Annotated in this window: 14 protein-coding genes; 6 read left to right on the top strand and 8 right to left on the bottom strand. The window is 67.2% G+C overall.

Features of this window, described 5'->3' with window-relative positions; all coding sequences use genetic code 11:
- Positions 1–50 precede the first annotated feature (50 nt).
- The 5 genes from C167_RS0108675 to C167_RS0108655 are packed head-to-tail and all read left to right on the top strand — an operon-like array spanning position 51 to position 5,134.
- A complete protein-coding gene (locus C167_RS0108675) occupies positions 51–1,262 on the top strand; it encodes a zinc-dependent alcohol dehydrogenase (protein WP_017517878.1) in 1,212 nt (403 codons plus the stop codon).
- Positions 1,263–1,279: 17 nt separating this feature from the next.
- Positions 1,280–2,197, top strand: coding sequence for a DUF72 domain-containing protein (locus tag C167_RS0108670; RefSeq protein WP_017517877.1), 918 nt, complete (start codon positions 1,280–1,282; stop codon positions 2,195–2,197).
- Complete coding sequence (locus C167_RS0108665) at positions 2,194–2,976, top strand: endonuclease/exonuclease/phosphatase family protein (protein WP_017517876.1); 783 nt, start codon at positions 2,194–2,196, stop codon at positions 2,974–2,976. The genes C167_RS0108670 and C167_RS0108665 overlap by 4 nt, the downstream gene beginning before the upstream one ends.
- Positions 2,973–4,172: a cardiolipin synthase ClsB gene (gene clsB, locus C167_RS0108660; protein ID WP_017517875.1), complete on the top strand. Its 1,200-nt coding sequence runs from the start codon at positions 2,973–2,975 to the stop codon at positions 4,170–4,172. Before C167_RS0108665 ends, clsB begins: the two co-directional genes overlap by 4 nt.
- Complete coding sequence (locus C167_RS0108655; RefSeq protein WP_017517874.1) at positions 4,169–5,134, top strand: lysylphosphatidylglycerol synthase domain-containing protein; 966 nt, start codon at positions 4,169–4,171, stop codon at positions 5,132–5,134. The genes clsB and C167_RS0108655 overlap by 4 nt, the downstream gene beginning before the upstream one ends.
- A gap of 186 nt (positions 5,135–5,320) precedes the next feature.
- On the opposite strand, the gene glgB is transcribed toward C167_RS0108655, so the two are convergent.
- From glgB to C167_RS0108625, 6 genes are all read right to left on the bottom strand, one after another.
- Entirely contained in the window at positions 5,321–7,510 is a 2,190-nt protein-coding gene (glgB, locus tag C167_RS0108650; protein WP_017517873.1) for a 1,4-alpha-glucan branching protein GlgB, read from the bottom strand.
- Positions 7,507–10,842, bottom strand: coding sequence for a maltose alpha-D-glucosyltransferase (gene treS / locus C167_RS0108645; RefSeq protein ID WP_017517872.1), 3,336 nt, complete (start codon positions 10,840–10,842; stop codon positions 7,507–7,509). Before treS ends, glgB begins: the two co-directional genes overlap by 4 nt.
- A gap of 24 nt (positions 10,843–10,866) precedes the next feature.
- On the bottom strand, positions 10,867–12,849 hold the full coding sequence (locus C167_RS0108640; protein ID WP_017517871.1) for an alpha-1,4-glucan--maltose-1-phosphate maltosyltransferase: 1,983 nt from the start codon (positions 12,847–12,849) through the stop codon (positions 10,867–10,869).
- A gap of 88 nt (positions 12,850–12,937) precedes the next feature.
- Positions 12,938–13,831, bottom strand: coding sequence for a Ku protein (locus tag C167_RS0108635; protein ID WP_017517870.1), 894 nt, complete (start codon positions 13,829–13,831; stop codon positions 12,938–12,940).
- Positions 13,819–14,085 carry a hypothetical protein gene (locus C167_RS0108630; protein ID WP_017517869.1) on the bottom strand — a complete coding sequence of 89 codons (267 nt, stop codon included), beginning with the start codon at positions 14,083–14,085 and terminating at the stop codon, positions 13,819–13,821. Before C167_RS0108630 ends, C167_RS0108635 begins: the two co-directional genes overlap by 13 nt.
- A complete protein-coding gene (locus C167_RS0108625; RefSeq protein ID WP_017517868.1) occupies positions 14,075–14,602 on the bottom strand; it encodes an MgtC/SapB family protein in 528 nt (175 codons plus the stop codon). Before C167_RS0108625 ends, C167_RS0108630 begins: the two co-directional genes overlap by 11 nt.
- 193 nt (positions 14,603–14,795) lie before the next feature.
- On the opposite strand from C167_RS0108625, the gene C167_RS0108620 reads away from it, so the two are divergent.
- Positions 14,796–15,203, top strand: coding sequence for a hypothetical protein (locus tag C167_RS0108620; RefSeq protein ID WP_017517867.1), 408 nt, complete (start codon positions 14,796–14,798; stop codon positions 15,201–15,203).
- A 66-nt stretch (positions 15,204–15,269) separates the two neighbouring features.
- On the opposite strand, the gene C167_RS0108615 is transcribed toward C167_RS0108620, so the two are convergent.
- Positions 15,270–15,680 carry an SRPBCC family protein gene (locus tag C167_RS0108615; protein ID WP_017517866.1) on the bottom strand — a complete coding sequence of 137 codons (411 nt, stop codon included), beginning with the start codon at positions 15,678–15,680 and terminating at the stop codon, positions 15,270–15,272.
- A gap of 74 nt (positions 15,681–15,754) precedes the next feature.
- A complete protein-coding gene (locus tag C167_RS0108610) occupies positions 15,755–16,765 on the bottom strand; it encodes an aldo/keto reductase (RefSeq protein ID WP_017517865.1) in 1,011 nt (336 codons plus the stop codon).
- Between the last annotated feature and the right edge of the window lie 44 nt (positions 16,766–16,809).

Here is a 16,809-nt window from a genome sequence, read left to right as displayed (position 1 = left end):
CCGCGCACGGGCCGGCATCGCCGACCGCCGCGCGCGCCGAGGAGGACAAGATGAAAGCAGTCGTATTCCACGACGTCGGCGACATCCGCCTGGAGGATGTGCCCGCCCCCGCACTCAAGCACCCCAACGATGCCATCGTTCGCCTCACGGCCTCGGCCATCTGCGGCACCGACCTGCACTTCGTGCGCGGTTCGGTGGGCGGCATGAAACCCGGCACCATCCTCGGCCACGAAGGCGTGGGCATCATCGAGGAGCTGGGTGACGAGGTGCGCAACCTGCAGGTGGGCGATCGTGTGGTGATCCCCTCCACCATCGCCTGCGGCAACTGTTCGTACTGCCGCGCCGGCTACTACGCGCAGTGCGACAGGGCCAACCCCAACGGCAAGCGCGGCGGCACCGCCTTCTTCGGCGGCCCGGAAAGTACCGGCGCCTTCCACGGCCTGCAGGCGGAGAAGGCGCGCATCCCCTACGCCAACATCGGGTTGATCCGCCTGCCCTCGCAGATCAGCGACGACCAGGCGATCCTGCTCTCGGATATCTTCCCCACCGGCTGGTTCGGCGCGGAGCTGGCCGAGGTCGGCATCGGCGACACCGTCGCGGTGTTCGGCTGCGGGCCGGTCGGCCAGTTCGCCATCGCCAGCGCACTGCTGATGGGCGCGGCGCGGGTGTTCGCCATCGACCGCCACCCCGACCGCCTGCATATGGCCCGCCAACAGGGTGCCGAAGTGATCGACTTCGAGCGCGAGGACCCGGTACAGGCGCTGCTCTGGCTCACCGAAGGCATAGGCGTGGACCGTGCCATCGATGCCGTGGGCGTGGACGCCGAGCACAGCCATGGCGCCGAGACCGAGGCGCCGGCGCAGGAACACAAAGCCGAATGGGTGCCGGGCAACGCGCCGACCCAGGCCCTGGAATGGGCCGTGGCGGCCCTCGCCAAGGCCGGCAGTCTGGGCATCATCGGCGTCTACGGCCCGGACCAGCGCAGCTTCCCCATCGGCGAGGCGATGAACAAGAACCTCACGTTGAAGATGGGCAACTGCCACCACCGCCGCTACATCCCGAAACTCATCGAACTGGTGCTGGCCGGGCGCATCGATCCCGCGGCCATCCTCACCCAGGTCAAGCCGATGAACGACGTGATCGACGCCTTCGAGGCCTTCAACCAGCGCGAGACCGGTTGGGTCAAGGTCGAACTGCAACCGCAGCGCCGGGAGGCACGCCTGGGCGATGAAGAAAGGGTGCGCCCGCCGCACCGCCACTGACACAGGATGATTGGCCTATGAAGGAGTTGCACATTGGCATTTCCGGCTGGCGCTACACCCCCTGGCGTGGTGATTTCTACCCTCAAGGGCTGCGCCAGAAGGACGAGCTGCGCTACGCCTCGCGAGCCTTCAACAGCATCGAGCTGAACGGCTCGTTCTACGCCTTGCAGAACCCCGAGCGCTATCGCCGCTGGGCAGAGGACACCCCCGACGGCTTCGTCTTCAGCGTCAAGGGCCCGCGCTACATCACCCACACCCGGCGTTTGAAGGACGTGGAGGAAGCCGTCGCCAACTTCTATGCCTCCGGCCCGCTGGAGCTGGGCGGCAAGCTCGGCCCGATGCTGTGGCAGGTGCCGCCGTCGCTGAAGTACGACCCGGACGTGGTCGAGGCCTTCCTGACGCTGCTGCCACGCACCACCGACGCCGCCCTGAAGCTGGCCAAGGACGCCGCCACGCGGCGCCCGCCCGAGTGGCCGACCGCCGTCGCCCGACACCCGCTGCGCCATGCCATGGAGGTGCGCCACGCCAGTTTCGCCTGCGCGGAATTCGCCCGGCAGCTGCGCCGCCACAACGTGGCGCTGGTGTTCGCCGATGCGCCGCGCAAGTGGCCCTACGGCGAAGACCTCACCGCCACCGACTTCGTCTACCTGCGCCTGCACGGCGAAAAGGAACTGTACGCCAGCGGCTATGGCGAGGCCGCCCTCAAACGCTGGAGCGAACGCATCGCCCGCTGGCGGCGCGGCCTGCAACCGGCCGACGCCGAGCTGTTCGATGCCTCCACCCGCGGCGATCGCCGCCAGCGCGAGGTGTACTGCTACTTCGACAATGACATGAAGGTCCGCGCCCCCTACGACGCCAGCCAATTGATGGCGCTGCTGGACCTTCAGCTCGCGGGCCGCCAGGAACCCGGCGAACCGGCAGGAGACTGGCAATGACCCGCGCCGAGAACGATTTGGCCCACCTCGCCCAGGCACAGGCCGGCACCCTGTTGCGGGTGCTCACGGTGAACACCCACAAGGGTTTCACCGCCTTCAACCGGCGCTTCATTCTTCACGAACTGCGCGACGCCGTTCGTGCGACCTCGGCGGACCTGGTGTTTCTCCAGGAAGTCCACGGCGAACACCAGCTGCACGCCGAACGCCAGCCCAACTGGCCGGCCACTCCGCATTACGAGTTCCTCGCCGACAGCATGTGGCCGGCATTCGCCTACGGGCGCAACGCCGTGTACCCCGAGGGCCATCACGGCAACGCCCTGCTCTCGCGCCTGCCGATCAGCCGCTGGGACAACCGCGACGTCTCGGTGGCCGGCACCGAGGAACGCGGGCTGCTCTACGCGCAGATCGACCTGCCGGGCGAGCGATCCCTGCACGCAGTGTGCGTGCACCTGGGCCTGTACGAGACCCAGCGGCAGCAGCAACTGCGGCTGCTCTGCGAACTGGTCGGCGAGCTGCCGGCGAACGACCCGGTGGTGGTGGCCGGCGACTTCAACGACTGGCGCTGCCGCGCCTCCGGCCTGCTCGCCGGCTGCGGGCTGCGCCCGGCCTTTCCCCGGGAAGGCGGCGAGCCACGCAGCTTTCCGGCGCGCTGGCCGTTGCTGCGGTTGGACCGCATCTACGTGCGCAACCTCAAGGTCACCCTGAGCGAGGTGCTCAACCGCAAGCCCTGGCCTCACCTGTCCGACCATCTTCCCCTGCTGGCCGAGGTATCGCTATGAACGAGTGCTGGCGCGACGGCAACCGGGTCGAGCTGTTGATCAACGGCGAAGCCTTCTACCCCAGCGTGTTCCAGGCCATCGAAGAGGCCCGCCAGGAAGTCCTGCTGGAAACCTTCATCCTGCGTGACGACAAGGTCGGGCGCGGGCTGCGCCAGGTGCTGATCGACGCGGCGCAGCGCGGCGTGCGCGTGGACGTGATCGCCGATGGCTACGGCACGCCGGACCTGGATGCCAGCTTCCTGGGCGGCCTGCTGGATGCCGGCGTGCGCCTGCACCTGTTCGATCCACAGCGGCCGCTGCTGGGCATGCGCACCAACCTGTTCCGCCGGCTGCATCGCAAGCACGTGGTGGTGGACGGCCAGGTCGGCTTCGTCGGCGGCATCAATTTCTGCGCCGACCACCTGGCCGATTTCGGCGTCATGGCCAAGCAGGACTATGCGGTGAAGGTGCGTGGGCCGAGCGTGCAGGACATCCGCCGCGCCTGCCTGGACCTGCTCGCCCAGTATGGCGATATGCCCGCCGCCGATGCCGTGCATCCCGGCGGCCCGGCAGGCCCCTGCCGGGCCTGCCTGGCGATCCGCGACAACCTCAACCGCCGCACCGAGATCGAACAACACTACCTGCGCGCCATCGGCCGCGCCCGGGAACGCCTGGTGATCGCCAACGCCTACTTCTTCCCGGGCTATCGCCTGCTGCGCGCCTTGCGCGACGCCGCCCGGCGCGGGGTGCAGGTGCGCCTGATCCTGCAGGGCCTGCCGGACATGCCGCTGGTGCGCCTGTGCAGCAAGCTGCTCTACGACACCCTGCTGCGCGACGGCGTGGAGATCTACGAATACCGGGACCGTCCGTTGCACGGAAAGGTTGCGGTGATGGATCGCCACTGGGCCACGGTCGGCTCGAGCAACCTCGACCCGCTGAGCCTGTCGCTGAACCTGGAGGGCAATCTGCTGATCGAGGAATCCGCCTTCGCCAGCGAGCTGGACGACCATCTGGAAAACCTGGCGGCCAGCAGTTGCCGCCGCGTCACCCGCCAGTATGCCCGGCGCGGCTACTGGTGGCGGGCGCCGCTGGTGTTCCTGAGCTTCCACTTCCTGCGGCATTTCCCTGCCATTGCCGGCCAGTTGCCGGCGCACCGGCAGGTGCTCCATCCCGCGAGCCTCGAGGAAAACGCCCACCAATCGCAGGTGCAGCCATGAAGAACAAGAAATTCTGGAAGCGCGCCAACCGCGTCTTCAATATCGTCCTGCTGGTGGCGCTGCCGGTGCTGCTGTTCCTGTTGCTGCGCGCCACCGACTGGGACGAGGTGTTCCGCCTGCTGCGCGAATACAAGTTCAGCACCCTGGCGCTGGGCATGCTGATCGCCCTGGGCAGCTACGCCATCTTCAGCAGTTTCGACGTGCTCAGCCGCTTCTACATCGGCCACCCGCTGCCGGTGCGGCGGGTGTTCACCGTGGCCTTCGTGTGCAACGCCTTCAACCTCAACCTCAGCTCCTGGGTCGGCGCCATCGCGCTGCGCTTCCGCCTCTACGGGCGGCTGGGGATGAGCGCGGGGGATATCACGCGGATCCTGACCTTCAGCATGATCACCAACTGGTACGGCTACCTGCTGCTGGCCGGGGTGTTGTTCGTCTGTGGCTATCCCGACCTGCCGGACACCTGGTCACTGGGCCAGAGCGGCCTGCGCGCCATCGGCGTGGTGCTGCTTCTGCTCGGCGCCGGCTACCTGCTCGCCTGCCGCTTCGCCCGCCGCCGCGCCTGGGGCTGGAAGCGCTATCGGCTGAACCTGCCGACCTGGCGTCTGGCGGCGCTGCAGGGCATCGCCGGGGCGAGCAACTGGTCGATGATGGCGCTGTTGATCTACACCCTGCTGCCGGATTCGGCGCATTACCCGACGGTGCTGGCGACGCTGCTGATCAGCAGCATCGCGGGTGTGGTGCTGCACGTACCGGCGGGCTTGGGGGTTATCGAGACGGTATTCATCACCGTGCTGCGCGATCATTTTTCCCGTGGCGAACTGCTGGCGGCGCTGATCGGCTATCGGGTGCTGTATTTCCTCATCCCGCTGCTGCTCGCCTGCGCCGTCTACCTGTGGCTGGAGCGCCACGCAAAGAAGCTCAAGCGCCGCGCGGAGCGGCAGGAGGCCGCGCGGGCGTCCTGAGCGTCGGCCCTGCCGACGGATCGCGGGCATGGCCCGCTCCTACAACGCCGGAGTAACCGGGGGCGTAGGAGCGGATTTATCCGCGATTTTCTGTGCGATCGCTCGGGGGCCATCCGTAGAGCGCAGGGCGCATAACGCACCAGCGTTATCCGCCCTGACGGTTCTTGATCTGCCGAGGCTCCGCGGCTACAAGTCCACCCCGTCGCCTTCAGGGCGCAGGATCAGGCAGCCCAGCGGAGGCAGATCCAGCGCCAGGGACTGGGCCTGCCCGTGGGACCCGTGGGGGTCGCTTTCCAGCGTCCCGCGGCTTCCGGCGCCGGAGCCGCCGAAACAGTCCGCGTCGCTGTTGAGCAGCACTTGCCAATGACCCGGCAACGGAACGCCCACGCGATAGTGAGGGCGCGGCACCGGGGTAAAGTTGTGCACCACCAGCAGGGGCAATCCATCGCCGGCCAGGCGCAGCCAGGCGAAGACGCTGTTGAGCTGGTCGTCGCCGATCAGCCAGTGGAAGCCTTCGGCGCGATCATCGAAGGCGTGCAGGGCCGGTTCCTCGCGCAACAGGCGGTTGAGTTCGCGCACCAATGCCTGGACGCCGAAGTGCTCGGCATAGCGCAACAGGTACCAGTCCAGTTGCCCGTCGTGGTCCCACTCGCGCCACTGGCCGAACTCGCAGCCCATGAACAGCAACTTCTTGCCCGGATGGGTCCACATCATCGACAGGTACAGCCGCAGGTTGGCGAACTGCTGCCAGCGGTCACCCGGCATCTTGCCCAGCAGCGAACCCTTGCCGTGCACCACTTCGTCGTGGGAGATCGGCAGGATGAAATGCTCGGAGAAGGCGTAGAGCAGGCCGAAGGTCAGCTTGTGGTGGTGATAGCCGCGGTTGATCGGGTCCTCGCGGATGTACGACAGGCTGTCGTGCATCCAGCCCATGTTCCACTTGTAGGCAAAGCCCAGGCCGCCCTGCTCGGTGGGCCGGCTGACCCCCGGCCAGGCGGTGGATTCCTCGGCGATCACCAGGGCGCCGGGCGCCTCGGTGTGCACCACGCTGTTGAGATGGCTGAGGAACTCGATGGCTTCAAGGTTCTCCCGCCCGCCGTGGCGGTTGGGGATCCACTCGCCTTCCTTGCGCGAATAGTCGCGGTAGAGCATCGAGGCTACCGCATCCACGCGCAGCGCATCGATGTGATACTCGCGCAGCCAGTGCAGCGCCGAGGCCAGCATGAAGCCGTGCACCTCGTTGCGCCCGAGGTTGTAGATGTAGGTATCCCAGTCCTGGTGGAAGCCTTCGAAGGGATGCGCGTATTCGTACAGCGAAGTGCCGTCGAAATGCGCCAGGCCATGGGCGTCGGTGGGGAAATGCGCCGGTACCCAGTCGAGGATCACGCCGATGCCGGCCTGGTGGCAGCGGTCGACGAAGCGGGCGAAGTCCGCCGGACTGCCGTAGCGCGCGGTGGGTGCGAACAGCGACAGCGGCTGGTAGCCCCAGGAGCCGCCGAAGGGGTGCTCCATGATCGGCATCAGCTCGATGTGGGTGAAGCCCAGGTCGCTGACATAGGGGATCAGCCGGTCGGCCAGTTCGTCCCAGGTCGGTGTGCGGTTATCCACCCACTGCCAGGAGCCGGCGTGCAGCTCGTAGATGGACAGCGGCCGGTCGACGCCCTGGCGTTCGGCGCGCTGGTTCATCCAGTCGTGGTCCTGCCAGCTGAACGGCGTCGGGTCGGGCACCCGCGAGCCAGTGGCCGGCGGCATCTCGGTCGCCAGCGCCATGGGGTCGGCCTTGAGCGGCAGGACGCCGTCGCTGCCCAGCAGCTCGTACTTGTAGATTTCGCCGGGCTGCAGGCGCGGGATGAACAGCTCCCAGACACCGGCCGGATAGCGCAGGCGCATCACATGGCGGCGGCCATCCCAGCCATTGAAGTCGCCGACCACCGAGACCCGCCTGGCATTGGGTGCCCAGACGGCGAAGCGCACGCCGGGCACGCCGTCCATCTCCATCACCTGGGCGCCCAGGCATTTGCCGAGCTGGCGGTGGTTGCCCTCGGCGAACAGGTAGAGGTCCAGCTCGCTCAGGGACGGGCCGAAAGCGTAGGGGTCCTCGGTGACCTGCTCGTGCTCGGGCCAGTGGATGCGCAGGCGGTAGGGCGTGCCGCTGGCCAAGGGGGATTGCAGATGGGCGACGAACAGCCCGCTGGCGTCGACCGCCTGCATGGCGGCGAGGAAGTCGTCTTGTGGCGACAGCAACTCCACCGCCAGCGCACCGGGAAGCCAGACGCGCACCACGCCGCCCTCGACGTCGCGGTGCGGGCCGAGGAAGGCGAAGGGGTCGGCGTGGTCGGCCCGCTGAAGATGGTCCAGATCGCTGCGCAGGGTCATGTATGTCCTCCGAGTAAGTGTCGCGCCAATTCAAAGAGTCCTTGCAGGGGTACTTCCAGCCAGTCGGGGCGGTGACCGGCTTCGTAAAGCACTTCGTAGGCTGCTTTCTCCAGGCTGAACAGGGCCAGCGCGGCGCCCTCGCCTTCGCGGCCATGCCATTCGTGGGGCAGATCGACGGCAGCTGCGCGGTAAGCCTCGAGGAAGGCGTCGCGGGCCTCGCGGCGGTAGCGCACGGCCAGGGCGGCGCGCGCCGACTGCACTGCGGCAGCCACCTCGGTACCCTGTGCGCTGCGCAGGGCCATGGCGGCGGCGTAGTCGAAGGAGCGCAGCACGCCGGTGACGTCCTTGAGCGGGCTATGGCGCTGGCGGCGCTCGGCCAGCGGCCGGTTGGGCTCGCCCTCGAAATCGATCAGGTAGGCGTCGCCCTGCACCACCAGCACCTGCCCCAGGTGGAGGTCGCCGTGGACGCGGATCATCACCCCGCCCTCGGCCAGGCGCGCGAGATTGCCCACGGCCTGCAGCAGCTCGGCGCGTTTTTCCAGCAGCCAGTCGACCATCGCCCGGCCGCGCTCATCCAGGGCCTCGCGGGATGTCCCCAGGGCCTCCAGCGCCTGTTCGATCTGCGCGCCGATGCTGCGGGTCCACAAGGCGCTGTCGGCGGCAGCGCTGCGGTGCAGGCCGAAGTCCGGCTCGTCGGTGGCCTCGGCGAGCAACTGGTGCATTTCGCCCAGGCGCTGACCGAACTTGCCGGCGAACAGGCGCAGCTCTTCCATCGCGTCGAACTCCGGTTCCGCCGTTTCCACGCCCGGCAGCAATCCGTCGCGCATGGCGCGTTCGAGCTGGTTGAGCGTCCAGGTCCAGGCATCGCCCTGGTTGCTCAGGTAGCCCTGCAGCAGGAGCAGCGTGTGCGGCTGGCCACTGGCGTCGATACGGCGTACCTCGCCCAGCAGCGGAGCGATGTTGGCGAAGCCGCGGCGACTCAGGTAGCCGCCCATTTCCGCCTCCGGATGCACGCCCGGGAACACGCGGCGCAGCAGCTTGAGCAGCAGGCGGTTGCCGATCAGCGCGGAGCTGTTGGATTGCTCGACGCCCAGCACACGGATGTCGGCGTCGTCACCGATATCGGCGTACTGCGAAAGGCCCGGCTGCGGCAGGAACTGCAATTCGCCAGCCGCGCCCTGCAGGGTCGCGCCCTGGCGCAGCTGGTTGAGAATCAGCCGGCTGAAACGCGGCAGGCTGAAGGCATCGGTCAGCAGGCCGACCCTGCGTCCACGGCGCAGACGCGCCAGCGCCAGTTGCTGCGGCAGGTCGTTGCCGGCGCTACCCTTCTCCGGTACCGCGGCCAGCGGCAGCTGGTAATGCTCGGCGCCATCAGCACCGGTGACTTCCACCTCGGCCAGCATGGGCGCGGCGTCGGCCTCTTCCAGCGGCATGGCGTAGAGCAGATGGGCGCTGCCGGCATCCACCCGTCCGGCGGAGAACCAGCGGCGCTTGGGCAGGTAGCGCGGCAGCGAATCGCCCTCCAGCAAATCACGGGGCGCGCCTCGCGTGAGCTCTTCAAGGCGCTGCGCCAGCACCAGGGTCGGCAGCTCGGGCATGCGTTCCACTGGCTTCACGTGCCAGGCCGGCATCTGCTGGCTGTCGGCCAGGTAGAACCAGTAGAAGCCGTAGGGCGGCAGTGTCAGCAGGTAGGTCATCCGGCCGATCGGCGGGAAGGACGAGCCGCCGAGCATCTCCACCGGTACCCGGCCATCGAAGGCCGACAGGTCCAGCTCGACCGCCTGGGCGGCGCCGGAGAGGTTGGCGACGCAGAGGATGCTGTCCTCGCTGGCGCCATCGCCCTCGGGCCTGTACTGGCGCAGGTAGGCCAGGATCCGGCGGTTGGGCGGCGACAGCATGGTGATGCTGCCGCGGCCGAATGCCTTCTGCTGCTTGCGCACGCCGAGCATGCGGCGCATCCAGTTGAGCAGCGAATGCGGGTCGCGCGACTGGGTTTCGACGTTGACGCTCTGGTAGCCATAGAGCGGATCGAGGATCGGCGGCAGCACCAGGCTGGCCGGGTCGGCGCGGGAAAACCCGCCATTGCGGTCGACCGACCATTGCATGGGGGTACGCACGCCGTCGCGGTCACCCAGGTAGATGTTGTCGCCCATGCCGATCTCGTCGCCATAGTACAGGGTCGGCGTGCCCGGCATGGACAGCAGCAGGCTGTGCAGCAGCTCGATGCGCCGGCGGTCGCGCTCCACCAGCGGCGCGAGGCGGCGGCGAATGCCCAGGTTGATGCGCGCGCGGCGGTCGGCGGCATAGTAGTTCCAGAGGTAGTCGCGCTCGTCGTCGGTGACCATCTCCAGGGTCAGCTCATCGTGGTTGCGCAGGAAGATCGCCCACTGGCAGTTGTCCGGGATCGCCGGGGTCTGGCGCAGGATGTCGGTGATCGGGAAGCGGTCTTCCTGGGCGATGGCCATGTACATGCGCGGCATCAGCGGGAAATGGAAGGCCATGTGGCATTCGTCGCCGGGGCCGCCTTGCGTCCCGCCAAAATACGGGCGGGTGTCCTCGGGCCACTGGTTGGCCTCGGCCAGCAGCATGCGGTCCGGGTAGTGCGCGTCCAGTTCGGCGCGGATGCGTTTGAGCACCACGTGGGTTTCGGGGAGGTTTTCGTTGTTGGTGCCATCGCGCTCGATCAGGTACGGGATGGCATCCAGGCGCAGCCCGTCGACGCCCAGGTCCAGCCAGTAGCGCATCACCCCGAGCACCGCGCGCAGCACCTGCGGGTTGTCGAAATTCAGGTCCGGCTGGTGCGAATAGAAGCGGTGCCAGAAGTACTGCCCGGCCACCGGGTCCCAGGTCCAGTTGGACTGCTCGGAGTCGATGAAGATGATCCGCGTCTGGTCGTAGCGGGTGTCGTCGTCGGACCACACGTACCAGTTGCGCGCCTGGGAGCCCTTCTTCGCCCGGCGGGCGCGCTGGAACCAGGGATGCTGGTCGGAAGTGTGGTTGATGACCAGCTCGGTGATCACCCGCAACCCCCGCTCGTGTGCCGCATCGATGAAGCGGCGCGCGTCGGCCAGGGTGCCGTAGTCGGGGTGGACGCCCTTGTACATGGCGATGTCATAGCCATCGTCGCGCCGTGGCGAGGGGTAGAACGGCAGCAGCCAGAGGGTGTTCACGCCCAGTTCGGCAATGTAGTCGAGCTTCTCGATCAGCCCGCGGAAGTCACCGATGCCGTCGTTGTTGGCGTCGAAGAAGGACTTCACGTGCAACTGGTAGATGACCGCGTCCTTGTACCAGAGCGGGTCATCGAGAAACGGGCGGGTCTTGCGCTTGGCCATGTCGCGGTCCTCTACGAAATCGGGTCACTGCTCGGGGTGCAGGCGCCAGATGCCGAACGGCAGGTGCCAGGGCTCGATGCGCATCCACTGGCGCTTGCCGTGCCAGGTCCAGCGATGGCCGTTCATCAGGTCCTCGCCGCCCATGGGGGCGTCGTCGGGCAGGCCGAACTCCCAGAGCGGCAGTTCGAAGTCGGCTTCCTGGGCGTTGTGCGGGTCGAGGCTGACGGCGATGAGGATGAAGTTGGAAAGATCCTCGGTGCGCTTGCCGAACAGCAGGATGTTGTCGTTGTAGGCGTTGTAGGCCTGGAACCCGAGGTGGCTGTGCAGCGCGGGGTTTTCGCGGCGGATGCGGTTGAGCCGGGTGATTTCGCCGACTATGTTGCCGGGGCCGTGGTAGTCGCGCTGGCGCAGCTGGTACTTCTCGGAATCGAAGTACTCCTCCTTGCCCGGCACCGGGTCGGCCTCGCACAGCTCGAAGCCCGAGTACATACCCCACAGGCCCGAGCCCATGGTTGCCAGCGCCGCGCGGATGAGGAAGCCGGCGCGCCCGGAACGCTGCAGGAAGTAGGGATTGATGTCCGGCGTGTTGACGAAGAAGTTCGGCCGGTAGCAATCGCGCAGTGGCGGCTGGTTGAGCTCGGTCAGGTAGTGCTCCAGCTCCGCCTTGGTGTTGCGCCAGGTGAAGTAGGTGTAGCTCTGGCTGAAGCCGACCTTGCCCAGGCGCGCCATCATCGCCGGGCGGGTAAAGGCCTCGGCGAGGAAGATCACCTGCGGGTGTTCGCGGCGCACTTCGGCGATCAGCCACTCCCAGAACGGCAGCGGCTTGGTGTGCGGGTTGTCGACCCGGAACAGCGTGACGCCCTGCTCCACCCAGCCCAGCACCACCTGCAGCAACCCGAGCCAAAGGTCGGGCACCGCGTCGGGGGCGTAGAAGTCGACGTTGACGATGTCTTCGTACTTTTTCGGCGGGTTCTCGGCGTGGCGTATGGAACCGTCGGCGCGCCAGCTGAACCAGCCGGGGTGCTCGCGCAGCCAGGGGTGGTCCGGCGAGCACTGGATGGCGAAGTCCAGGGCGACTTCCAGGCCGTGCTCGCGGGCGGCGTCGACCAGTTTGCGGAAATCTTCCAATGTGCCCAGCTGCGGGTGCACAGCCTCATGACCGCCCTCTTCGCTGCCGATGGCGTAGGGGCTGCCTGGGTCGTTCTCGCCAGCCTGGAGACTGTTGTTGCGGCCCTTGCGGTGGGTGCGGCCGATGGGATGTATGGGCGGGAAGTAGAGGACGTCGAAGCCCATCGCGGCAATTTCCGGCAGGCGTCGGTGGACGTCTGCGAAGGTGCCGTGCTGGCCGGGCACACGGCTTTCCGAGCGCGGGAACAGTTCGTACCAGCTGGCAAATTCGGCCAGTTGCCGCTCCACGTCCAGCTCGAAGGTCAGGCTGCGGGTCAGGTGCGGACGGTGCTCTGCGCGCTGCATCACTTCCAGGGTGCGCGGCGCCATGAACAGGGCGAAGCGGGCCTCGCGCCCGTCGTTGTCCTGCAGCCCGCGGACGATCTCGGCCAGTTCCGCCTCACAATCCTCCGGGGCGGTCTGCAGCACGCCCTGCAGCAGCTCGATGCCTTCGCGAAATTCCAGGTCCACTGCCTGGCCGGCGGCATATTTCTTTTCGAGTTCGTAGCGGAAGCTCGCATAGCTGTCGATCCAGGCCAGCACGATGAACTCGGCGCGGCCGACCCGCGTCGGCGTGACGTGGGCTTCCCAATGATCGTTGCCCAGCGGCTGCATCGGCACCTTCTGCCACGGCGCGTGCTTGTCTTCGCGCCAGGCGACTTCCGCGGCCAGCTTGTCGTGGCCATCGCAGAACAACCGGGCGTGCACGCGGGAGCGCCGATTGCAGATCGCTTTCGCGGCGAAACGCCCGCTTTCCAGGCGCGGTTCGACGTCCTCGATGACGATGCGCGCCTCGTTGGCGGCGGCTTCGGCCCGGCTTGCGGGATTCTCCAGTTCCATTCGCGGCCCCTCCTCGCTGCGCTGTTCGGTACAAGGCTTCCGAACCGTGAGGGCGACGCAAGTTCAGGCTATTTTCCCGGCGGCGGGTTCAGGAGCTTTTGCGCCTGGGCGCACTCTTCCCGGTACTGGCGCTGTTGCTGGTGCTGCGGCTGCTCCCGCCGCTGCGCTTGGCCGGCGCGCTGGCGGCGCTGCGCTTCTTGCCGTCGCCCTTCAGGCTGCGCTTGAGCAGCTCGGTGAGGTCGATGATGTCGGCGCCTTCGCTGGAACGCTCCTCCACCTGCGCGACTTCGGCGAGCTGGCCCTTGGCGGCCTTCTGCTCCACCAGGCGGTGTATCTCTTCGCTGAAGGTGTCCTGGTAGTCCTCCGGGGTCCACTTGCCGCTCATGTCCTTGACCAGGCGCTCGGCCATCTCTGCCTCGCGCTTGTCGAGCTTGACCTTCGACAGGTTCAGCCCCAGTTCGTCCACCTCGCGCACATCCTCCGGCCAGCGCAGGGTCATCAGCAGGATGGCATCGCCCTCGGCGCGCAGCATCGCCAGGTGCTGGCGGCTGTGCATCACCAGTTGGCAGACGGCGGCCTTGTCGGTCTTCTGCAGGGTGTCGCGCAGCAGTACGTAGACCTTCTCGCCACGCTTCTCGGGGGTGAGGTAATAGGGCGAGTCGTAGAACGGCACCGGAATCTCGCTCACCTCGATGAAGCTGAGGATGTCGATGGTCTGCGTGGCTTCGGGTCGCGCCGCGCGGATTTCCTCCTCGCTGAGCACCACGTAGCGGCCCTTCTCCAGCTCCACGCCCTTGACGATGTGCTCCTTGGGCACCTCCTTGCCCGTCACCTTGTTCACCCGCTTGTAGCCCACCGGCTCCAGGCTGCGTTCGTCCAGCCAGTCGAAGTTGGTGCCGGTGGAGCGCGCGCCGCTGTTGAGCGCCACCGGAATGTGCACCAGGCCGAAGCTGATGGCGCCTTTCCAGATCACACGGGCCATGGGCAGTCCTCCTGCAGGATCACGCCATCATCGAAGTGCACGCGGCCCTCTGCATCGATGTCGCACACGCGTTCGAGCATGCGTTGCGCCACGGCCTCGGCTTGCGCCGCATTGGTGCTCAGGGGCGCATAGACCCAGAGCACCTCCACCGGCGCTCCTTCGCGGCTCACCTGGTATTCGATCAGCCCGCTGCAGCGGCCGTTCTCGCACATGGCGTCGGTCCAGGCGCAGGCCTGGGGAAATTCACGGAACATCGCGGTCCTCCCGCTGCTGTCCAGGGGAAATGGATTCCTGCTCGCGGCCAGGTTCCAGGCCATGCGGCAGGCAGTGCAGCACCAGCAATGCCAGCAGGGTGCCGAGCACCGCCGTGGCGGAGTGGCCGAGCCCCACGCTGATGCCGATGGCAGTGCTCAGCCACAGGCCCGCCGCAGTGGTCAGGCCCTTGACGTCCGAAGCGCGGTTGCCCTTGAGGATGGTGCCCGCGCAAAGAAAACCGATGCCGGCGGCAATGCCCTGGATAACCCGACTGACGGCATCCGCCTCCGTCGTACCTTCGCGGATCGCCATCACGAACAACGCCGCGCCCATCGTCACCAGCATGTGCGTGCGCAGGCCGGCAGCCTTGCCCTTGCTTTCGCGCTCATAGCCCAGCACTCCACCCAACAGTACGGCGAGCGCCAGGCGCAACGACGCGCGGGTGATCTGCTCCACTTCGCTGAGGTCGGAAAACTCGGCGACCAGCGTCGCCCAGATGCGTTCCAGGGTGTCCATGTCCGGCTCCGCAGCCCTTACCTGAATGCTGACCGGCGTCATGGCCATTTGGTTTGCTTCATTTCGTCGGCGCGCGGCCCAACCGCTCGGCGGAAAGTCCGCCGATACATCGCGCAAGCCGCGTATTGCGTGGTCCATGACTCAACCCGGCTGCTGTCAGCCGGCCTCGTGCAACCTGCAAAGGAGACCGCGGATGAGCGACGACCCCCAGAAGAGTTTTGCCAATGCCTACCAGAGCGCGCTGGTTGAAGTGGCCCTGCCAGCCTTCGCCCGCGCCAGCGAATTCGCCCGCGAACACGGTCTGGAATGCACCGTGGAATTGCTGGAGGGCCGCCGCGAGCTACCGGAGTTGAGCCTCAAGGTGCGCGGCTCCTGCCATGACCCGGAGTGCGTCTGCCGCATCAGCGCCGACCCGCAGACGCAGCGGCTATGCCACGAGAACCGCTGCGGCGAGAGCGAAGGCGACGTGCAGCAGGTGATCGGCTCGCTCGCCTCGCTCAATGAAATGGTGCTCGACACCCGCCTGCTGGAATTCTTCCAGAGCTCCTTCGCCCTGCACCTGGACTATGCGTCCAGCCGGCATGCCGGGGGGTTCTGGTAAGTCACCCTGCAGGAACGACGAAGCCCCTTGCCAGTCGCTGGCAAGGGGCTTTTTTCGCCGACGCAATCAGCCTTCGAGCTTATGCTTCAGCGCCGCCAGGCCATCGACGTAGATGCCGGTGAACAACGCGGTAGCTTCGGCATCGGTGATGCCCTCGGGCGTGAAGGAACCGAACCATTCCACGCGCACGCCTTCGCTGCCGGGCAGAACGCGCAGGGTCGACTGATAGTCGCGCACCGGCGCCGGGCCCTGCAGGATGGTGTAGCTGTAGCTGCGCTCAGCTTCGTTGAAATCCAGCAGGCGCTCGATGATCGTTTCACCGTCGACGCTGTTCAGCGTTCGTACGCGGCCGCCTTCGCTGAGCCGGCTTTGCGGAATGAACGGCAGCCAGTCGGGCAGGGAATCGAAGCCGCCGATGAGTTGCCAGACTTGGTCGATGTCGGCGTTGAGGTCGATGTGAGCAGTGGCCTTGGCCATGATGTTTCTCCTGGGGCAAGGGCCCCTTGGTGATTCGGTGAAGCGCCGGACCACGAGGCCCGGCGCCTGAAGCGTCAAACGACGGGGACTGGCGCCACCGCGCTGATCAGGCCCTGGGAGCGCAGGTCGCTCCAGAACGCGGCGGGGATGACCGCGCTGAGCGCGGCATGGTCTTGGTTGGCGTGCAGCGGGCGGGTCGAGCCGGGGATTGCTGCTACCACGGCCGGATGGGCCAGGGCGAACTGCAGCGCGGCGGCCTTCACGTCGACGCCGTGATCGCGGGCCACGGCACGGATGCGTTCCAGCTTGGCCAGCACGGCCTGGCTGGCCTTCTGGTATTCGAAGTGCTCGCCGCCGGCGGTCACGCCGGAGCTGTACGGGCCGCCGACGACGATGCCGACGCCCTGCTCCACTGCCTGCGGCATCACGCGTTGCAGCGCGCGCTCATGGTCCAGCAGCGAATAGCGGCCGGCGAGCAGGAAGCCATCGGGGCGTGGCTCGTCCAGGTCCAGGGTCAGCTCGATGGGCTCGACGCGGTTCACCCCCAGGCCCCAGGCCTTGATCACACCTTCCTCACGCAGTCGGGTGAGCACGCGGAAGGCACCAGTGCGGGCGATTTCGAACTGGCTCAGCCATTCGTCGCCGTAGAAGTCCTGGGCGATGTCGTGGATCCAGACGATGTCCAGGCGGTCGGTGCCCAGGCGCTTCAAGCTGTCCTCGATGGAGCGCAGGGTGGCGTCGGCACTGTAGTCGTTGACGATACGGTTGCGGTTGCCGTGCTCGAACAGACCGCTCTTCTCGCCCAGCTCGCGGGCGGCCGGGTCTTCCAGCTCGTCGAGGATGATGCGGCCTACCTTGCTGCTGAGCACGTACTCGTCACGCGGGCGGTTGGCCAGGGCGGCGCCCAGACGGGATTCGGAAAGGCCGGCGCCGTAGAACGGCGCGGTATCGAAGTAGCGCACGCCGTTTTCCCAGGCGGCATCGACAGTGGCCTGCACTTCTTCGGCGGGCACGTCACGGTACATGTTGCCCAGCGGCGCAGTGCCAAAACCAAGGCGGGTGGGAATCAAGGATTTGAGGCTCATGGAGGGTTCTCCGGGTTGGGGGGAGTCGCTTGTGAACTCCAGTG

Origin of the sequence: Pseudomonas nitroreducens TX1 (genome assembly GCF_000313755.1) — a bacterium.
Lineage (GTDB): Bacteria > Pseudomonadota > Gammaproteobacteria > Pseudomonadales > Pseudomonadaceae > Pseudomonas > Pseudomonas nitroreducens_A.
The sequence above is the reverse complement of the archived record's forward strand: the minus strand, read 5'-3'. Positions and strand labels throughout refer to the sequence as shown.

Bases quoted from the DNA above. Each gene is read 5' to 3' on its own strand.
- C167_RS0108675 (WP_017517878.1), top strand. From the start codon at position 51: ATGAAAGCAGTCGTATTCCACGACGTCGGCGACATCCGCCTGGAGGAT.
- C167_RS0108670 (WP_017517877.1), top strand. From the start codon at position 1,280: ATGAAGGAGTTGCACATTGGCATTTCCGGCTGGCGCTACACCCCCTGG.
- C167_RS0108665 (WP_017517876.1), top strand. From the start codon at position 2,194: ATGACCCGCGCCGAGAACGATTTGGCCCACCTCGCCCAGGCACAGGCC.
- clsB (WP_017517875.1), top strand. From the start codon at position 2,973: ATGAACGAGTGCTGGCGCGACGGCAACCGGGTCGAGCTGTTGATCAAC.
- C167_RS0108655 (WP_017517874.1), top strand. From the start codon at position 4,169: ATGAAGAACAAGAAATTCTGGAAGCGCGCCAACCGCGTCTTCAATATC.
- glgB (WP_017517873.1), bottom strand. From the start codon at position 7,510: ATGACCCTGCGCAGCGATCTGGACCATCTTCAGCGGGCCGACCACGCC.
- treS (WP_017517872.1), bottom strand. From the start codon at position 10,842: ATGGCCAAGCGCAAGACCCGCCCGTTTCTCGATGACCCGCTCTGGTAC.
- C167_RS0108640 (WP_017517871.1), bottom strand. From the start codon at position 12,849: ATGGAACTGGAGAATCCCGCAAGCCGGGCCGAAGCCGCCGCCAACGAG.
- C167_RS0108635 (WP_017517870.1), bottom strand. From the start codon at position 13,831: ATGGCCCGTGTGATCTGGAAAGGCGCCATCAGCTTCGGCCTGGTGCAC.
- C167_RS0108630 (WP_017517869.1), bottom strand. From the start codon at position 14,085: ATGTTCCGTGAATTTCCCCAGGCCTGCGCCTGGACCGACGCCATGTGC.
- C167_RS0108625 (WP_017517868.1), bottom strand. From the start codon at position 14,602: ATGGACACCCTGGAACGCATCTGGGCGACGCTGGTCGCCGAGTTTTCC.
- C167_RS0108620 (WP_017517867.1), top strand. From the start codon at position 14,796: ATGAGCGACGACCCCCAGAAGAGTTTTGCCAATGCCTACCAGAGCGCG.
- C167_RS0108615 (WP_017517866.1), bottom strand. From the start codon at position 15,680: ATGGCCAAGGCCACTGCTCACATCGACCTCAACGCCGACATCGACCAA.
- C167_RS0108610 (WP_017517865.1), bottom strand. From the start codon at position 16,765: ATGAGCCTCAAATCCTTGATTCCCACCCGCCTTGGTTTTGGCACTGCG.